This is a genomic window from Bifidobacterium santillanense (assembly GCF_018555385.1).
Classification (GTDB): domain Bacteria; phylum Actinomycetota; class Actinomycetes; order Actinomycetales; family Bifidobacteriaceae; genus Bifidobacterium; species Bifidobacterium santillanense.
In genome coordinates this window covers 144,369-163,105 of record NZ_JAFEJS010000004.1, presented here as the reverse complement: position 1 = coordinate 163,105, position 18,737 = coordinate 144,369, and the positions used below count along the sequence as shown (strand labels likewise).

At 64.3% G+C, this 18,737-nt stretch carries 15 protein-coding genes and 1 tRNA gene; 13 read left to right on the top strand and 3 right to left on the bottom strand.

The window, feature by feature from the left end; all coding sequences use genetic code 11:
* The first annotated feature begins 14 nt into the window (after nucleotides 1-14).
* The 5 genes from JS528_RS05525 to JS528_RS05505 all read left to right on the top strand — a co-directional run bounded on the left by JS528_RS05525 (nucleotide 15) and on the right by JS528_RS05505 (nucleotide 4,781).
* Nucleotides 15-341: a PTS sugar transporter subunit IIA gene (locus tag JS528_RS05525; RefSeq protein WP_214358090.1), complete on the top strand. Its 327-nt coding sequence runs from the start codon at nucleotides 15-17 to the stop codon at nucleotides 339-341.
* Nucleotides 342-381: 40 nt separating this feature from the next.
* Nucleotides 382-1,818 (top strand): 6-phospho-beta-glucosidase, encoded by a 1,437-nt coding sequence (locus tag JS528_RS05520; RefSeq protein ID WP_214358089.1) that lies wholly within the window; start codon nucleotides 382-384, stop codon nucleotides 1,816-1,818.
* An 81-nt stretch (nucleotides 1,819-1,899) separates the two neighbouring features.
* Complete coding sequence (locus JS528_RS05515) at nucleotides 1,900-2,160, top strand: HPr family phosphocarrier protein (RefSeq protein ID WP_163229708.1); 261 nt, start codon at nucleotides 1,900-1,902, stop codon at nucleotides 2,158-2,160.
* Complete coding sequence (gene ptsP, locus JS528_RS05510; RefSeq protein WP_214358088.1) at nucleotides 2,160-3,785, top strand: phosphoenolpyruvate--protein phosphotransferase; 1,626 nt, start codon at nucleotides 2,160-2,162, stop codon at nucleotides 3,783-3,785. The genes JS528_RS05515 and ptsP overlap by 1 nt, the downstream gene beginning before the upstream one ends.
* A gap of 48 nt (nucleotides 3,786-3,833) precedes the next feature.
* Entirely contained in the window at nucleotides 3,834-4,781 is a 948-nt protein-coding gene (locus JS528_RS05505) for an ROK family glucokinase (RefSeq protein ID WP_214358087.1), read from the top strand.
* Between the two features lie 247 nt (nucleotides 4,782-5,028).
* Here JS528_RS05505 and JS528_RS05500 read toward each other — a convergent pair.
* A tRNA-Arg gene (locus tag JS528_RS05500) sits at nucleotides 5,029-5,104 on the bottom strand.
* A gap of 319 nt (nucleotides 5,105-5,423) precedes the next feature.
* Between JS528_RS05500 and JS528_RS05495 the strand changes: the two genes are divergently transcribed.
* From JS528_RS05495 to nrdG, 5 genes are all read left to right on the top strand, one after another.
* Nucleotides 5,424-6,470 (top strand): endonuclease/exonuclease/phosphatase family protein, encoded by a 1,047-nt coding sequence (locus JS528_RS05495; protein WP_214358086.1) that lies wholly within the window; start codon nucleotides 5,424-5,426, stop codon nucleotides 6,468-6,470.
* A gap of 109 nt (nucleotides 6,471-6,579) precedes the next feature.
* Entirely contained in the window at nucleotides 6,580-7,857 is a 1,278-nt protein-coding gene (gene xseA / locus JS528_RS05490) for an exodeoxyribonuclease VII large subunit (protein ID WP_240541355.1), read from the top strand.
* Nucleotides 7,858-7,946: 89 nt separating this feature from the next.
* On the top strand, nucleotides 7,947-8,273 hold the full coding sequence (locus tag JS528_RS05485; protein WP_214358084.1) for an exodeoxyribonuclease VII small subunit: 327 nt from the start codon (nucleotides 7,947-7,949) through the stop codon (nucleotides 8,271-8,273).
* Nucleotides 8,274-8,637: 364 nt separating this feature from the next.
* The gene (gene nrdD, locus JS528_RS05480; RefSeq protein ID WP_420838193.1) at nucleotides 8,638-11,022 is read left to right on the top strand and encodes an anaerobic ribonucleoside-triphosphate reductase; all 2,385 of its coding nucleotides are present in this window, start codon (nucleotides 8,638-8,640) and stop codon (nucleotides 11,020-11,022) included.
* Nucleotides 11,023-11,313: 291 nt separating this feature from the next.
* Nucleotides 11,314-12,033 (top strand): anaerobic ribonucleoside-triphosphate reductase activating protein, encoded by a 720-nt coding sequence (gene nrdG / locus JS528_RS05475; RefSeq protein WP_214358082.1) that lies wholly within the window; start codon nucleotides 11,314-11,316, stop codon nucleotides 12,031-12,033.
* Between the two features lie 127 nt (nucleotides 12,034-12,160).
* Here nrdG and JS528_RS05470 read toward each other — a convergent pair whose 3' ends face one another.
* Both JS528_RS05470 and JS528_RS05465 read right to left on the bottom strand, forming a co-directional pair.
* Complete coding sequence (locus tag JS528_RS05470) at nucleotides 12,161-13,210, bottom strand: LacI family DNA-binding transcriptional regulator (protein ID WP_214358081.1); 1,050 nt, start codon at nucleotides 13,208-13,210, stop codon at nucleotides 12,161-12,163.
* Between the two features lie 162 nt (nucleotides 13,211-13,372).
* Nucleotides 13,373-14,920: a glycoside hydrolase family 31 protein gene (locus JS528_RS05465; RefSeq protein ID WP_214358080.1), complete on the bottom strand. Its 1,548-nt coding sequence runs from the start codon at nucleotides 14,918-14,920 to the stop codon at nucleotides 13,373-13,375.
* 390 nt (nucleotides 14,921-15,310) lie between these two features.
* Between JS528_RS05465 and JS528_RS05460 the strand changes: the two genes are divergently transcribed.
* The 3 genes from JS528_RS05460 to JS528_RS05450 all read left to right on the top strand — a co-directional run bounded on the left by JS528_RS05460 (nucleotide 15,311) and on the right by JS528_RS05450 (nucleotide 18,575).
* Nucleotides 15,311-16,555: an ABC transporter substrate-binding protein gene (locus JS528_RS05460; protein WP_214358079.1), complete on the top strand. Its 1,245-nt coding sequence runs from the start codon at nucleotides 15,311-15,313 to the stop codon at nucleotides 16,553-16,555.
* Between the two features lie 189 nt (nucleotides 16,556-16,744).
* On the top strand, nucleotides 16,745-17,731 hold the full coding sequence (locus JS528_RS05455) for a carbohydrate ABC transporter permease (protein WP_240541346.1): 987 nt from the start codon (nucleotides 16,745-16,747) through the stop codon (nucleotides 17,729-17,731).
* Between the two features lies 1 nt (nucleotide 17,732).
* On the top strand, nucleotides 17,733-18,575 hold the full coding sequence (locus tag JS528_RS05450; RefSeq protein ID WP_214358078.1) for a carbohydrate ABC transporter permease: 843 nt from the start codon (nucleotides 17,733-17,735) through the stop codon (nucleotides 18,573-18,575).
* Nucleotides 18,576-18,737: the final 162 nt, after the last annotated feature.

The following is an 18,737-nucleotide window of genomic DNA, read 5'->3' as shown; positions in this document are numbered from 1 at the left end:
CGAGGATGACGACAATGGCAGAAGACAACAAGGACTTCGACTGGGAGACCCTCTGTTTCCAGATGATCACCGCAGCGGGGAGCGTCAAATCCGACTACATCGAGGCGCTGCAGGCGGCCAAGGCCGGCGACTACGACAAGGCCGACGAGCTCATCAAGAGCGGCGACGCCAGCTTCTCGACCGGCCATGACCTGCACACCGACCTCGTGCAGCGAGAGGCGTCGGGCGAGAAGATCGAGGTCACCCTGCTCATGACGCACGTCGAGGACCAGATGATGGCCGCCGAGACCGTCAGGCTGCTGGTCAACGAGCTCATCGCGCTCTACAGGAGGATCGGCTGAGACGCGGCCGCGTCGGCCATAATAGGAAAAGGAACACAACATGGGTTTCCCAAGCAACTTTCTGTGGGGCGGCGCGGTAGCCGCCCACCAGCTCGAAGGTGCATGGAACGAGGACGGCAAGGGCGTGTCCATCGCCGACGTGATGACCGCGGGCGCGCACGGCGTGCCGCGTCAAATCACCAGCAGCGTCGAGCCCGGCAGGATCTACCCGAACCACTGGGGCAACGACTACTACCACCGTTTCCGCGGCGACGACTCGCTGTTCCAGGAGATGGGCTTCAAGTGCTTCCGCATCTCCATCGCCTGGTCCCGCATCTTCCCGACCGGTGAGGAGGACGAGCCCAACGAGGCCGGATTGCGGTTCTACGACGACCTGTTCGACGACCTCAAGGCCAAGGGAATGGAACCGGTCGTGACGCTCTCCCACTTCGAGATGCCGCTCAACCTGAGTCTCAAGTACGGCGGGTTCACCGACCGTAGACTCATCGACCTGTTCGTCAAGTTCGCGCTCACCGTCATGGAACGCTATAGGACCAAGGTGAGATACTGGCTGACCTTCAATGAGGTCAACAACCAGATGAACCTCGACAACCCGATCTTCGCCTACACCGACTCCGGCATCCGCTTCTCCGACTCCGACACGATGCGCGACCGCAAACGCAAGGTCTGGCAGGCCGTGCACAACGAGTTCGTCGCCAGCGCGCTGGTCGTCAAGCGCGGACACGAGATCAACCCCGAATTCCGAATCGGCTGCATGCTGGCCATCGTGCCGATCTACCCGGCCACCTGCAACCCCGACGACGTGATGCGCGCCGAGATCGCCATGCGCGACCGGCTCGTGTTCGGCGACGTGTACGTCAACGGCGCATACCCGAACTACGCGAGGGCCATGTGGACTCGCGAGGACGTGGCCCCGCACATGGAGCCGGGAGACGAAACGGCCATCGCCGAGGGCACGGTCGACTTCATCTCCATCAGCTACTACATGTCGATGGCCTTGTCCGCCGACGCCTCCACCCCGGGCGATTTCGACTCGGGCATCGCCGGAGTGGTGCGCAACACGTATATCCCCGCCACCAAATGGGGCTGGCAGATCGACCCGGTCGGTCTGCGCTACGCGCTGAGCGTCCTGTACGAACGTTACCGCAAGCCGATCTTCATCGTGGAGAACGGCTACGGCGCCTACGACACCGTCAACCCGGACGGCACCATCGACGACGACGACCGCATCGATTACCTGCGCGCCCACATCGAACAAGTCGGCAAGGCCATCGACCTCGATGGCGTGGAGGTCATGGGCTACACCGTGTGGGGCTGCATCGACGTGGTCAGCTTCGGCACCGGCGAGTTCAAGAAGCGCTACGGGCTGATCTACGTCGACGCCGACGACGAAGGACATGGCACCTTCGAGCGTCGCCGCAAGAAGTCCTTCGACTGGTACCGGAAGGTCATCGCCACCAACGGCGAGGAGCTGTGAATCGGACGCCGAGCGCGCCGATCGCATCGAGTCAATCGCATCAATCGAGTCAATCCATAGGAACGCATAAGGAGCGTCATCATGACCCAGGAATTCACGTTCACCGTCTCCGACCCCGAGGGCATGCATGCCCGACCCGCCGGTCTGCTGGTCGGCAAGGCGCAGCAGTACGAGTCGACCATCATCATCAACCGCGGCGGCAAGTCCGTGGACGCCAAGCGCATCTTCGGCGTCATGGGACTCGGCGTCAAGCAGGGCGATGAGGTCACCGTCAAGGTGGAGGGCAACGACGAGGTCAAGGCCGCCGAGGAGTTCGAGCGGTTCCTCAAGGAGAATCTGTGATGAGGACGATACAGGGCACCGGCGTCTCCGCCGGCATCGCCATCGGCACTATCCGTGTGCTCGACACTGCCGACCACGCCGTGGACCGCCGCGTGGTCGACGACCCGAAGGCCGAGGTGGAACGTTTCCGCACGGCCCGTGACACGGCCGTCGCCCAGTTGAAGCGGCTGCGCGACAGGACCGCGGCCGAATTCGGCGAGGGCAAGGCCGAACTGTTCGACACCCACCAGCTCATGCTCCAAGATCCGGACTACGTGGAAAGCATCGAGGACCTGATTACGCAGAGCAAGGTGAACGCCGAGTACGCGGTCAACAGCACCGCCGAACAGTTCGCCGCCATGTTCGCCGCGATGGACAACTCCTACATGCAGGCCCGCGCCGCCGACGTCAAGGACGTCTCCCGCCGCGTGATCAATGTGCTCGAAGGCAAACGCGGCGGCACCGCCGCTGGTGGCGACGGCGACAGCCACATCATCCTCGCCGAGGACCTTGCCCCCAGCGAGACCGTGCAGCTCGACCGCGCCAAGGTCCTGGGCTTCGTGACCGCCAAGGGCTCCTCGAACTCGCACACCGCGATTCTGGCCCGCACGATGGGTCTGCCCGCCATCATCGGCATCGGCGACTCCTTCGACCCGGACGACGACGGCCACACCGCCGTGATCGACGGCACCAGCGGACTGGTGTTCGTCGACCCGGATGAGTCCACGCTGGCCGAATACCGCGGCAGGAAGGCCAAGTACGAGGAGCACCTGCGCCTGCTGCAGGAGCTCAAAGGCAAGCCCACCGAGACCAAGGACGGCCGGAAGGTCCGTCTGTACGCCAACATCGGCCGCCCTTCGGACGTGACTGCGGTGCTGGCCAACGACGCCGAGGGCATCGGCCTGTTCCGCAGCGAGTTCCTGTACCTGGAGAGCGAGGACTACCCGACCGAGGAGTTCCAGTTCGAGGCGTACAAGGAGGTCGCGCAAAAGATGGGCGATCGACTCGTCGTCATCCGTACGCTTGACATCGGCGCGGACAAGCAGGTCGGCTATTTCAATCTGGAGCACGAGGACAACCCCGCCCTCGGCTACCGCGCCATCCGCATCTGCCTGACCCGTCCGAAGATCTTCAAAGTCCAGTTGCGTGCCCTCCTGCGGGCCTCCGTGTACGGCAATATCGCCATCATGCTGCCCATGATCACCTCGGTGCAGGAGGTGCGCGACGCCAGGAAGATCCTCGACGAGGTCAAAGACGAGCTGCGCGGCGAGCACATCGACTTCAACGAGCACATCCAGGTCGGCATCATGATCGAGACTCCCGCCTCGGTCATCATGGCCGACGAACTGGCCGCCGAGGTCGACTTCTTCTCCATCGGCACCAACGATCTGACCCAGTACACGCTGGCCTGTGACCGACAGAACCCGAACCTCGGCCGCTTCGCAGACCCGCACTCGCCCGCCGTGCTGCGCATGATCCGCATGGCCACCGAGGCCGCGCACCGCCACGGCATCTGGTGCGGCATCTGCGGTGAACTCGGCGCGGACCTGAGCCTGACCGACGCGTTCCTCGAGATCGGACTCGACGAACTGTCCGTATCTCCCACCAGCGTCCTGCCCCTGCGCGACGCCATCCGCAACCACTGAGCGATGGTCGGCTCTCAACAACCATCTCGACAGCAAGGAAAATCAGTCATGGAAACGCTCGGCATCGATATCGGCGGCACCAAGATCGCCGGAGGCATCTGCGACGAGAAGGGCAACATCCGTTGCCTGCAGCGCGTGCCCACGCCGGAGGACGCCGCCGACATCAACGCCGTCGTGGCCGGCATCTACCAACGGTGCAAAAATGACGGCGACATCAGGTCCATCGGCATCTCGGCCGCCGGCAACGTGGCGTCCGACCGACGCACCGTCAGCTTCGCGGCGAACCTGCCGGCATGGAACCAGTACCCGCTCGCCGATGCCATCGAGAATCTGATCGGGGACGGCGTCAAGGTGGTCGTGGAGAACGACGCCAACGCCGCCGGATGGGGCGAATACCGCTTCGGTGCCGGCCGTGGTTCCCGAGACATGATCATGATCACCGTGGGTACCGGCGTCGGCGGCGCCGTCATCGTCAACGGTCAATTGGCCAGAGGCGGGTTTGGCATGGCTGGTGAGATTGGACACATGGTCATGGTTCCCGACGGCGAGGCCTGCGGGTGCGGTCTGCTTGGATGCGCCGAACAGTACGCCTCCGGCTCCGCATTGGAACGGTTCGCATGGTCCGCGGCCAGAAGGCAGCCCTGCCAGTCGGAGCATCTGCTCGAGGCGTGCGAATACGACCGAAGCAAGCTCATCGGCCCGATGGTGAGGGACGCCGCCCGGCAGGGCGATCCCACCGCCAACGAGGCGTTCGACCGGATCGGCGAATGGCTCGGCCGTCTCATGGCCAATCTGGCCTCCGTGCTGGACCCCGACACCTTCGTCATCGGCGGAGGCGTCGCCGAGGTCGGCGGCATGCTGCTTGACCCCGCGCGAGCCGCGTTCAGCCGCTATCTTGAGGCCAGCATGTACCGCCAGCATGCCAGCATTCTGGAAGCCAAGGCCGGCGGCATGGCCGGTGTCATCGGAGCCGCCGATCTGGCGAGAATCGACTAGATGACCGATATGCAGGGAAGATTTTGCGGCGGGCGACCTGCGTAAGACCATGTTCGCGTTGGTCTCCAGCGCCGACACTTACCCCCTCACTCACCCTTGGAAAGTAAGTGATGGTCAGTGACGGTAAGTGAGCGGCGATGTGTCTGGTCAATGGAAAGTGGAGCGTGTACGGCGACACATCCCCCATCGATCCTGAAAATCTCGGATAACGGGAAACCCCTTGGAACCGTTGCGTTCCAAGGGGTGATGGTGCCCCGGATCAGATTCGAACTGACGACACCCGCTTTAGGAGAGCGGTGCTCTATCCCCTGAGCTACCGAGGCGACAGCGGTCCATTGTACACGGCCCCCGGCCAACGCCGCGCCATCGGGTGATTTTCGGGGAAAATCCCCGGCTCGGTGGTCGGCCGTCATGCGATCGTCCTGTGAATCGTGTGCCGGGCCGGCTCCTCCCGCGCGCCGGTCACGGTAAGGTGGCTCGCGAAACGGGAGGGAGATGCGGATGTCCCGACGATCATCCGGGCGCGGATACGATGGCGGCCGCGCCGAACTCATCGCGCGGGCCGAGGCTGACGCCCGGGACCGCGGGCGGGCGAAGCGACGGCCGCGGGGATCGGCGAACGGGAACAAGGCGAGGAGGAACATGGCGAACGGCAACGGACGTGACGGCGGCGCGGGCGGCGGGCGACGCGGCCACCGCATGATGGGCGCGGTCTCGACGCTTTTGGCGATGCTCGCGGTCGTCGGCACGGCGGCCCGCGCGCTGCCGTCCGATCTACAGGACACGCCGTACGTGCCGATCCTCGTGTCGGCCACGCCCTGGTTCATCCTCGTCGCCGCGCTCTCGCTCGTGCTCGCGTTCGCCTCGAAACGCGTCGTGACCGTCGTCGTCGCGCTCGGCCTGCTCGCGGTCAACGTGTGGTGGCAGTACCCGTTCTTCTCGACTCGGGAGAAACTGCCCGGCCGGGCCCTGTCCGCCGTCGCGCAGCCGAGCCCGATCCTCGACGACGCGTACGCGCGCGTGATGACGTTCAACGTGTACAAGGGCCGGGCCGACGCGCGGGCGATCGTCGACACGGTGCGCGACCAGCATGTCGAGGTGCTCGCGCTGCAGGAGACGACCGAGGCGTTCGTCGCGAGGCTCGACGAAGCCGGCATCGGCGACTACCTGCCGTACTCGCACGTCTCCAGCTCCGACGGCGTGTACGGCAACGGCCTGTGGTCCGCCACGCCCCTGGGCGACCCGGCCGACGACGACGTCAACTCCAGCGCCTCGTTCATGCCCGGAGGCACCGTCGCGTTCGCCGGTGGTGCGAGGTCGATCCGGTTCGTCTCGGTGCACACGACCGCGCCCGTGCCCGGCTACTGGGGGCAGTGGCGGCGCGCGCTCGACGAACTGGCGCTGATGAGGGACGACGCGTCCACCGTCTACGTGTTCATGGGCGACTTCAACGCGACGTACGACCACGCGCCGTTCCGCGGCTTCCTCGGCGACCGGTTCTCCGACGCGGCGCGAATGGCCGGACGCGGGTTCACGTTCACCTGGCCGGCCGACCGCATAGTGCCGCCCGCGTTCGCGGGAATCGACCACGTGGTCGTCGACCGGGGGATCGTCGCGGGGGAGATGAAGGTCAAGCGCATCGCCGGTTCCGACCACGAGGCGCTGCTCGCCACCATCGCCGTCGAATGACGCCGAAGCCCCGCGATATCCACGGCCTTATCCACAACGATCCGTCCGGATCGGCGAAAGGACGCCGGGCGGGGCCGCGCTCACTATAGTGGAGCCCATGAGTTACGACATGAACGCCAATCGGGGACCCGGACAGTCGACGCCGGGCGCTCCCGCGGGACCGCGGCCGCTCGACCAGCTGCCCAGGCTCGCCGCCGAGACCACGGCCGAGAACCCCTGGCCGGTGAGCGTGCTGAGCCAGAAGTTCCACAACGCCGTGGCGAAATGGCCGGCGGCGTGGATCTGCGGCCAGATCACCGAGATCAACACGCGCCGCGCCGGATCCGCGTACCTCACGGTGCGCGACGACTTCGAGGACATCGCGATGTCCGTGTCCGGATGGCGCAACTTCGCGGCCGCCGCCTCGCAGTTCAGGCAGGGCGACCGCGTCGTCATCCACGGCCGCGCCGACATCTGGGTCAAGCAGACCAGGCTGAGCTTCATCGGCGACGACATCCGCAAGATCGGCGCCGGCGGCCTCAAGGAGCAGATCGACGAGCTGCGTAAGAAGCTCAAGGGCGAGGGACTGTTCGACGCCGAGAACAAGATCCCGCTGCCCGAATTCCCTAAGTGCATCGGCCTGATCTGCGCCCCGCAGGCGCGCGCCGAGGGCGACGTCGTCACCAACGTGAACCTGAGGTGGCCGGCCGTGCGGTTCAAGATCGTCCACGCGCACGTGCAGGGCGCCCAGTGCCCGCCCGACATCATCGAGGCGATCCGCCGGCTCGACGCCGACCCCGAAGTCGACGTGATCATCGTGGCGCGCGGCGGCGGCGCGTTCGAGGACCTGGTCGGCTTCTCCGACGAGGGCGTGGTGCGCGCGGCCGCCGCCTGCGCGACGCCGATCGTCTCCGCCATCGGGCATGAGGACGACTGGACGCTCATCGACCTGGCGGCCGATTTGCGCGCCTCGACGCCGACCGACGCCGCCAAGAAGGTCGTGCCGGACGTGCGTGAGCAGTGGCAGCTCGTCGACAACGCCGTGAGCCGCATGCGTCTGCGCATCTCCTCGCGCGTGGAGGGCGAGGTGCGCCTTATCGAGGGCTACGCGAACCGTCCGAGCCTCACCCAGCCGCTGACGATGCTCGAGCCACACCAGCGGTTCGTCGACGACGCCCGCGCCCGCCTCGACATCGGGCTGCGGCGCATGGTCGACGACGCGTCGCTGACCATCGAGAAGGCGCACGCCTCGCTCACCGCGCTGAGCCCGCAGTCCACGCTGAACCGCGGGTACGCCGTCGTGCAGACCGCCGACGGGCGCGTGCTCGACGACGCCTCCGGCGTCGCCTCCGGCGACGAGCTCACCCTGACGCTCAAGCGGGGCGTCATCACCGCCACCGCCGACTGAGCCTCGGCCGCCGATCGGCATTCCCGATATTCGGACGTCGCTTCGGACCATCATCAAGGATCATCAAGCACCATCAAGGAGAACACGTCATGACCGACAAGACCGCGAACGAGCAGACCGAGCAGGCCGTCGCCAAGGAGACCGCCGCGCCCGCCTCGACGCTGACCGACAAGGAGCGCGAGCTCATCGCCAACATGCCGTACGAGGAGGCGCGCGACAAGCTCATCCAGGCCGTCCAGGCGCTCGAGGCCGGCGGTCTCAACCTCGACCAGTCGATGCGCCAGTGGGAGATCGGAGAGGCCCTCGCCCGACGCGCGCAGAGCCTGCTGAACGACGTGCGTGCCCGCCTCGACGCCGCCCAGAGCGCGCAGGCGGCCACGGCGGACACCGCGGGAACGCAGTCGAATCTCGACTGAGTTCCCCTTCGAGCGCAGCTCTCGCCTCACCTGCGGGAAGTCCACCGGACATCCCGTTGAACGCTTCGGCCCGGTCGGCATCCGACCGGGCCGTCGTCGTCAACCCGACACGCGGCGTCGGGGATTGTTACATGAATCACACGTTTGTGATTTGGCTCTATTCCGCCGTTTGACCACTACTGCTAGTGTTTCCACGGCGTGCCGCAACTAGATATAGGGTTGGGGATGCCGTACAGTATCTGAGGCCCGCGAAAACGCGGCCGCCCAGCCCGCCTCGGAACACCCTTTCGGACGTGCGGCTGACTGGCCGAAAAGGCCCATTTCACGTAATCGAACCTAGGGAGAAGCGATGGATACCGCAGTCATGGATGCAGCGACCACAACCGTCAAGAACACCGCCCGCACGGTGCAGGTGGAGAAGCGCGACGGCCGCATCGTCGACTTCGACCCGATCAACATCATCGAGGCCGTCAAGGCCGCCTTCGGCGATCTGGACAAGCAGATCGGCCCGGAGGAGGACGCCATGATCCGCGGCTTCGCCAACCAGGTCGAAGGCGAGATCAAGGAGCGCTACGCCGGTCCCGCCAAGATCGAGGACATCCAGAACCTCGTCGAGCACGCCCTCATCGACGCGCACCTGTACGACGTCGCCCGCGCGTACACCAACTACCGCCTCGACAAGGACATCCAGCGCGCCAAGGCCACCGACGTCAACGAGGCCGTGTCCCGCTTCATCAACCAGGATCCGACCCTCATCCACGAGAACGCCAACAAGGACGCCAACGTCTACGCCACCCAGCGCGACCTGCTGGCCGGCGCCGTCTCCAAGGCCGCCGCGTTCAACATGCTGCCGCCGGCCGTCTCCAACGCCCACATGAAGGGCGACATCCACTTCCACGACGCCGACTACTCGCCGTTCACCGCGCAGTCCAACTGCTCCCTGCCGAACTTCTGGGACATGCTCGCCAACGGCTTCACCCTCGGCAACGCGCCGATGGCCTCCCCGAAGTCCATCGCCATCGCCGCCACCCAGATCACCCAGATCATGAAGGACGTGGCCTCCAGCCAGTACGGCGGCCAGACCGCCAACCGCGCCGACGAGCACCTCGCCGTCTACGCCCGCCTCGACTACGAGAAGTTCCTCGAGGAGGCCCGCGAGATGATCCCGGACGACATGCCGATCGAGTTCGCCCGCCGCCAGGTCGCCAACGCCAAGGCCAACGAGCCGGCCAAGCTGCACTTCGAGAAGGGCCGCGAGCCGCTGCCGATGGACGTGCCGTTCCACACCGACGTCGACGAGCTCGAGCAGGAGCGCGAGATCCTCGCCAAGATCCGCACCCGCAAGGCCATCTACGACGCCATGCAGACCATGGAGTACCAGATTAACTCCAACCGCGTCTCCAACGGCCAGACCCCGTTCGTGACCGTCGGCTTCGGCCTCGGCACCGACTGGTTCGCCCGCGAGATCCAGCGCGCGATCCTGCTCAACCGCATCCGCGGCCTTGGCAAGGAGCACCACACCGCGATCTTCCCGAAGCTCGTGTTCACCGTGCGCCACGGCGTGAACGCCGATCCGGGCGATCCGAACTACGACCTCAAGCAGCTCGCGCTCGAGTCCGCCACCAAGCGCATGTACCCGGACGTCGTGTTCTACGAGAACATCGTCAAGATCACCGGCTCCTTCAAGGCGCCGATGGGCTGCCGCTCCTTCCTCCAGGGCTGGATCAACCCGGAGACCGGCAAGGACGAGGAGGACGGCCGCATGAACCTCGGCGTCGTCTCCGTCAACGTGCCGCGCATCGCCATCGAATCCCACGGCGACAAGGCCCGCTTCTGGAAGCTGTTCGAGGAGCGCATGGAGGTCGCGCACCAGGCCCTGCAGTTCCGCATCATGCGCTGCAAGCAGGCCACCCCGGTCAACGCCCCGACCCTGTTCCGCTTCGGCGCCTTCGGCCGTCTCGGCGCCAACGACAGCGTCGACGCCCTGTTCAAGAACGAGCGCGCCACCGTGTCCCTCGGCTACATCGGACTGGCGGAGACCACCGCCGTGTTCTACGGCAAGAACTGGATCCGCGACCACGGCTGGGACCCGGAGGGCAAGGAGTTCGCGCTGTCCATCGTCAAGCGCATGAACGAGCTGTGCAAGCAGTGGAGCAAGGCGGAGGGCTACCACTACTCCGTGTACTCCACGCCGGCCGAATCCCTCACCGACCGCTTCAACCGCATGGACCGCGAGAAGTTCGGCCGCATCGAGGGCGTCACCGACCACGACTTCTACACCAACTCGTTCCACTACCCGGTGTGGCTGCAGCCCACCCCGATGGAGAAGCTCAACTACGAGAAGGACTTCCCGTACTACGCCTCCGGCGGCTTCATCAACTACTGCGAGTACCCGTGCCTGCAGGACAACCCGAAGGCGCTCGAGGCCGTGTGGGACTACGCCTACAACGTCGGCATCGGCTACCTCGGCACCAACACGCCGATCGACCACTGCTTCGTGTGCGGCTTCCAGGGCGACTTCGAGCCGACCGACGAGGGCTTCAAGTGCCCCGAGTGCGGCAACTCCGACCCGGACAAGTGCAACGTGACCAAGCGCACCTGCGGCTACCTGGGCAACCCGGTGTCCCGCCCGATGGTCCACGGCCGTCACGAGGAGATCTCCCACCGCGTCAAGCACATGAGCGGCGAGACCGGTCATGTGACGCTGGATGACGGGTCGACTCGCGAGTGGTTCGAAGAGACCAAGTAACTACTGGTATCGCGAAGCTCGTATCCGCGGCGGTTGCCGTAATACGTTGACCGACACGCTCAAGGCCGCTCGGCCAAGCCTACGGTCGGTCAACGTATTACGGCAACCGCCGCTCCGTTTGCGCTCAACGTTACGGTTGGGTGGGAGCGCCAAGGCGGATTCCGGTTCGCGCACAACGGTACTGTCAAAACATAAGCCCGCCCCCGCTGGCGGGGGCTGTCGGCGGCAGCCGACTGGGGGTGGTGGCGCTCCCCGAATCGACTGAACGGCGACGGAAAGGCGGAATCGGTGATGGCCGAGACGACACGTGAGATGATTCGGCGGGATTTTGCTGCGGGGGAGACCGGGCGGGGGCCTTCGGTGCCTTCGAACGGGCTGGCCAATGATCCGCGTGCGGGGCAGTGGGACGGGCGGCGCATGTCGAAGCGGATGATCGCCGACTACAAGACGTTCGTCGTCACCGACGGGGAGGGCGTGCGCAACTCGCTGTACGTGTCCGGATGCCCGTTCCACTGCGTCGACTGCTTCAACTCGTCGATCTGGGACTTCAAGGCGGGTCACGAGTACACGCAGAAGCTCGAGGACAGGATCATCGAGGACCTCAGGGCGCCGTGGGTGCAGGGCATCACGTTTTTGGGCGGCGAGCCGCTGCTCAACACGCCCGTGCTGCTGCCGCTCGCCGAGCGCATCCGCCGCGAGTTCGGGAAGACCAAGGACATCTGGTCGTGGACCGGCTACACGTGGGAGGAGCTCATGAGGCCGGGGGAGACCCCGGACAAGATCGAGCTCCTGAAGCTCATCGACGTCCTCGTCGACGGGCGGTACCTCAAGACCCAGAAGGACTCGCTCCTGCAGTTCCGCGGCTCGAGGAACCAGCGCATCATCGACGTGCCCAGGTCCCTCGAGGCCGGCAAACCCATCATCTGGGCCAAGCTCCACGACCAGGAGCGCGACATCCCCGAGATCTATCTGAAGGACCGCGAGGCCGGCGAAGGCGCACAGGCGTCCTGAACGGCGCGTCGTCGGCGTAGCTCCTTGGTCGACGTGCCTTTGCACGCCTTCCCTCGGTGCGCCTTGACGCCGCGCGCGTTCAGGACGTCTGTCAGGCATCGTGACGATGGCGCGTCGTCGGCGTAGCTCAGCGCTTGGTCCAATCGATGGTGGTGGATCGTCGCGTGATGCCTGCCGGCGCGATCAACTCGCATCGTGCATCGCGATTGCGATCGCCCTCGAGCCGGTCGAAGAGCAGGCCGGCGGCTCGTTCGGACAGCCGTTCAGGCGTGGTGGATACGTTGGTGACCTGCCATTCGAATGATGTCGCGGCGTAGTCCGAGCAGTACGACACCACGGAGACGTCCCGTCCGGGAATCACGTCGTGCCGGCGCAACGTGCGCAGCAGCCATTCGGTCGGCTGAGGCTGCCGGACGATGATGCCAAGCCGGTCGTCGGCATGCAGCAGCAGCTGGTCGACGGTCTTCTCGATGCCGGGCCAACCTTCGCCGAGTCGTTGCACGATGGAGAATCCCAACCCGCGTTCATCCGCGCGTCGGTGTGCGGTGCTGTAGAACTCGTCGACGAAGTTGTATGCATTCGGGTCGGTGCCCAATTGCGTGCCGACCATCGTCACATGGTGATGCCCGGTGTCGGCGAGCTCGTCCACGGCCAACAGCGCGGCCTTGCGGGCGTCGGCGTCCACGCAATCCAGCCCCCGCGCGTTGTTGGCGCGGCCCACGAGCGTGACGGGCTGGCTGAGTTCGGCGGCGATGGGGATGCGGGGATCCTCGCGGCTGACGTCCATGAGAATGAAGCCGTCGCAGATCGATTTGCCGGCCATGCGCTTGAGCGCGGCGACGCCGTCATGCGTGGTGGTGAGGATGACGTCGTAATCGCGTGCGCGTGCGCTGCGCACGATGGCGTCGATGTACGGCGTGGTCTCGTTGGCGTCGATCGTCTCGCTCATCTCCACGAACAGCGCGATGATGTTGGTGCGGTTCGTCTTCAACGTGCGCGCGCCTGCGTTCGGCTGGTAGTTGAGTTTGCGCATCGCCTCCTCGACCCGCCGTCGCGTCGCTTCGGACACGGTGTTCTTGCCGTTGATGACGAACGACACCGTGCTTTGGGATACGCCCGCCAGGGCGGCGACGTCCTTGCTGGTCGGCGGTCGGGTTCCGGCTTGTCTGGTGGTCATGAGGTCCTCTTGCGTTGTGTTTCGGCGGGATGCGCCGGCGGTCGCGTCGTCGCCACGCCGCTATTCGATATTAGCCCGTGCGGCTCACCCCTTATGCTGCCGGTCTCTTGGTCGTCCTTATCCGATCGGCTGAAGGGGTGGTGGTCTTCGCGAGTCGTGCAATCAGTCTTCGCGCATGAAATGCGGCAGCCTGTCAAGCGGGCAAGGCGTGTCGATGACGGCAGGTCCCGTGATGATCCGACCGTCGTCCGCACGCCATCGCCCCTCGGGAATCGACACTCGCCGGGAAACCGCATGACGCTGTGTGCAGGGGGCGACGATGATGTCACTGCCCAGAAGGAACTGATCGGTGACGGGATCCATGTCGGGGAAGTGGTAGGCCATCGGGCGGATGATCGGCTCGCCGGTCTGCGCCGCATGATCGGCAAGCCGCAGAATCGTCGGCAGGTATTCCTCACGAATGGCCAATGCCCTGCGCACGGCTTCGAGATGATCGGCGTCCAACACGCGGGACGGGGCGGTGGAGAACTGCATCATCGGGGAAAGCGCTGCGATCTGCGCGTAGCGGACGAAGAACTCCTGGTCCACGTTCGAATGCTTGGCGCTGTTGACTTCGCCGCCGCCGATCATATCGGGGCAGACGAACGGCTGCCCGATCATGCCCTGCGCCAGCATCTCCGGAATCAGCGAACCGATGCCGTACTCGTCCCAGGTGGCGGGCTTGTCCTGAAGCCTTTGCGCGAGCGGCTGTCCGCCCATCTTCCAGCAGGCGCGGAACTCGTTGAACGGGTAATGCACGCCGATCGCGGCCCACTGCTCGCACATGTCGTTGGACGTCATCGGAGTGGACGGCAGATCGTCGTCGTGGAAGTCGTACAGGTCGGCGCCGTCGAACTTGAAGCCGTCCACGCCGAGCTCGCACAGCGCGTCGAGCCGGCCGCGGATCCACTGTCTCGCTTCCGGGTTGCTCAGGTCGAGCACGGCGCTCAGCCCGTTCCACCAGCGGCGGATGGCCGTGCGTCCGTGGCGGTCGCGCAGCATGAGTCCACGCGCCTCGAGCTCGCGGAACACCGCGGAATCGGGGCTGACGAACGGCACCAGCCAGACGATGACGTCGAATCCCTTGTCGTGCAGCTGACGGAGCATCTCCCGCGGGTCCGGGAACGTGGCCGGGTCGAAGGTCCAGGTTCCGTAGTCGGGGCTCCACTTGTCGTCGATCATCAGCACGCCCGGGGGCATGTCGGCGGCCAGCATCGCGTCGGCGTAGGCGAGCACCGCCTGCTGGGTCGGGCGGTAGGGCATTTCGATCCACGTGTTGTATTGCGGTTTGGCGAACATGGCCTTGGCGGGAGTCGCGCCGGACGGGGGGAAGTGGTTCCGGCTTGCGGCGAGGAATGCGTCGCGCAACGTGCCGTCGCCATCGCCGTGCACGATGACGGGATGATCGGCCTGCACGGTCAGGTGTCCGTCTTCAAAGGAGAACGCGAACGGCTTGTCGCACCATATATACCGGCCGCAGGTGGAGATCAGCAGTGGCGCGCTCTGGTTCGAGGCTTCGGGCAGCTGGCCGTCCTCGTGCTTCCAGGTGGCCAGGTCGCAGGAGAACGGCTGTGCGCCGAACGGCATGAGTCGGCCGTCCGCTGCACGGCCTCCCCACCAGCGTTCATCGGGCAGCAGATCGATTGTGGCGCTTTGGATGGTGGTGTTCATGGTTGCTCTTCCCTATGTCATCTATGTACGGCGGGTATCTGACGCAGCTGCGGTGCCGCGTATATCTAATACGTATTATTAAGGCGAAGGTGACGATTTACAAATCCCGGCGTGGCGTGATTTCCTGCATGTGGGCCGAAGGGTGATCGTTGCGGTGGATGCCCCAATGAATGGCTTTATTACGAGGTTTTACGGGAATATCATCGCTGCGACACGCCGCTTTGCCGCCATTGCCCCTTGGTGGCATACTGAAGTCACGTAGTTACTCATACGTATTAACAAATCAAGACGGTACGCAATGGAGGGGCATAGTGGCCCCAAGGTTCGAGCCGAGCTTGATCAACGTTCTTGGCGACGCCAAAGCGGGCGCCGCAGGAAGGAAGAAGAATCATGAAGCTCTCCAAGACCATCATCGCGGCCGTAGCCGCAGCGGCGATGATCGTTCCTCTGGCCGCATGCGGTAGTGGAACGGCTGATTCCGGCAAGACCACCATCACCTACTTCTCGTGGAACAACGAGAATCAGGTCAAGCCCATCATCGAGGCCTTCGAGAAGGCCAACCCCGATATCAAGGTCGATCTGAGCACCGCACAGGGAGAAGCCGCCGATTACGCGCAGACGCTGACCACGCGCGCCGCGGGAAACCAGCTGCCCGATGTGTTCCACATGTCCATCGAGACGCGCAACGAAGTGTTGGACGCCGGCCTGGCCAAGGATCTGACTGATGAGCCGTTCATGGATTCCATTCCGGACACCAATAAGGACCTCTATACGCGTGACGGCAAGGTCTACGGTATGAGCCCCACCGCATGGGTCGGCGTCATCGTATACAACAAGGACCTGCTCAAGAAGGTCGGATACGATTCCGTGCCTGAGACGATCGACGAGTTCTGCGAGCTGGGCAAGAAGCTGCAGGCGGCGGGAATCACGCCGTATATGGATGATCCGACCGTCGTCTCCGGCTCGTTCCAGCCGATGCTCGGCGGCTACTACGCCAAGCAGGGCATCGCCACCAGCGAATGGACGGAAATGGGTGAAGGCGGCAGCTTCGAGAAGCAATGGACCCCGATCATCAAGGAATGGCAGAAGCTCATCGACTCCGGCACCATGCCCAAGGAAGTCGTGGGCGTGAACAACGACCAGATCAAGCAGCAATTCATGACCGGACAGCTGGCCATGTTCCGCTCCGGCCCGTGGGACTTCCCCGATCTGGACTCCTCCGGCGTCGACTACGCCACCGCACCGTTCCCCGCGGTGGAAGGCGGCGAGCCGTACGTGGGTGGCGGCCCGGACTCCCCGTTCGCCATCTCCTCGAAGATCGACGGCGATAAGCTCAAGGCCGCCGAGAAATTCCTTGCCTTCATGAACTCCGAAGAGGGCCTCAAGCTCGAGGAGAAGAACATCGGCCAGATCTCCGTCTCCTCCGAATACGCTGCCGACGTGGCTCCGCAGCTGCAGGACATCTACAACGACTATGTGACCACCGGCAAGTACTACTGGACCAACTGGTCTCAGAACGGCAACGTGATGGCCACGGAAATGACCTCCCAGTGGCAGCTGCTCATCCAGGGCAGCACGGACGCCGCTTCGGTGGCCAAGCACATGGACGAGACCTGGAAGGCCAACGCCAAGTAAGGCAATCGGCATGAATGCGCAATCCAAGCGAATGCGCAAATCAGCGGCGACCGGTTCTCTGGGCGCGGGGCTTCCACGCTCCGATGCGCGTCGCCGCTCCAGCCGGGGCGAACCTCCTGACGATTCTCCTCTCCTGTACGCCAGAGAAGCTTCGCCCCGACTCGTTCCTTATGGAAAGGCAGTTAAGACATGACGGCACAAACATGCAACACCGCAGTGATGCGGCAGTCCGACAGCAGCGGCGACGTTAACGTCGGTGGACGTGATGGCGTTCACAGGATTCCGTGGTACAGAACCCGCGGATTCGTTGAATCGGCATCGTCCACCGGATTCCTGATTCCCGTCCTCGCGGTGTTCGTCGTGCTGACGCTGATCCCCTTGATCCAGACGGTGTATTACTCCTTCACCGACTACACCGGATTGAACCCCGATGTGAATTTCGTCGGCCTCGACAATTACCGCAAGGTGTTCACTGATCCCTCCCTGCTGGTGGGTCTGGGATTCACCATCCTGTTCGCGCTCTCCACCACGCTGATCACCACGATCATCGCCATTCCTCTGGCGGTGCTGCTCAACACGAAGTTCCACGGTCGCTCGTTCGCCCGCTCCCTGTTCTTCTTTCTGGGCGTTCCCTCGCTGATCGTGTTGGGCATGGTGTGGAGCTTCATCCTCTCCCCGCTGAAGACGGGCGCGCTCAATTCCGTGCTGGTGTCGACGGGACTGGATTCCATCCCGTGGTTGTCCAATGCGACCCTGGCCCGCGGTTGCGTGATCTTCGTGGCCATCTGGGCGGCCGTGGGCTGGCATGCCACCCTGTACCTGGCGTATCTGCAGGCGATTCCCGCGGACCTTTACGAGCAGGCCGCCGTCGATGGCGCCAGCGGATTCCAAAAGTTCATCCACATCACGCTGCCGCAGCTCATTCCCGGAATCGTGGTCTCCACGTTCCTGCTCATCACCAATGGACTGAAGGTGTACGATCTGCCCTTCGGCATGACCAAGGGCGGTCCCGGATATTCCACGAACACCATCACCCAGGCGATTATCGTCCATGGTATTTCGCAGTCGCAGTACGGTCTTGGTTCGGCGCTGGCGGTGCTGTTCACGCTGGCGTGCCTGATCGTGGTTCTCGGACAGGCGGCACTCACCAGCGCCATCTCTAGGAGGTTTGCGTAATATGAACGGGCTCAAGCCAAGCACCAGGGCGAAGATCGGCGTGTGGGCGCGTACGATCCTCATCAACGCCGCAGCGATCGTGATGGCGCTCCCGCTGTACTACATCATCATCAATTCGTTCAAGACCTCCATCGACATGGCGAAGTCTCCGTTCGGATTGCCTGAGACATGGTCCATCCAGAACTACATCGATGCCTTCGCCAACCTGCCGATCGCCCGCAGCTTCCTGAACTCGCTGATCGTCACGGTCGTGGCGGTCTTCCTTCAGCTGTTCATCGGTTCCCTGGCCGCATACGGCATGATTCTGCGTAAAAGCTGGTTCACCGCAGGAGTCGGCGCCGTGCTGATGGTGGCTTTCTGCATCCCGTTGCAGGCCACGCTGATCCCGCAGTACCGCATGGAGGCCAACCTCCATCTCGTCAACACGTTGTGGGGCCTGATCGCGCTGTACCTGGTCAACTCGATTTTCTGCTACTTCCTGATCGTCGGATACATGCGGAAGCTGCCGATGGAGGTGCTGGAAGCGGCGCGCATCGACGGCGCCGGTCCGTTCAGGATCTACTACAAGATCGTCCTTCCGATGATCACGCCGATTCTGGCGACCGTGGTCGTGTTCCAGACGCTGTCCACGTGGAACGACTTCCTGCAGCCGAATGTGTTCCTGTCCTCCACGGACAATCGCACGATCATCCTGCAGGTGTTCAACTCCATGAGCCAGTTCACCACCAACTGGCCGGCGTTCATGACCATCACGGTGATCGCGCTGGTTCCGGTGTTCGTCTTCTTCATCTTCTGCCAGAAGTGGATCGTCTCCGGACTGGTGGCCGGATCGGTGAAGGGATGATTTCGTGAACGGGATGGTCGCTTCGGTTTCGGAGCGACCATCCCGTTCGTGATTGATCTCATGTCATGGCGCCTTTCCGGCGTGTGCCGTTCGACGGTGTCGACGGTGTCGCCGGAAAGGCGACTTTGCTTTCAAGGAGGTTTCGCAATCCCGACAGGACGC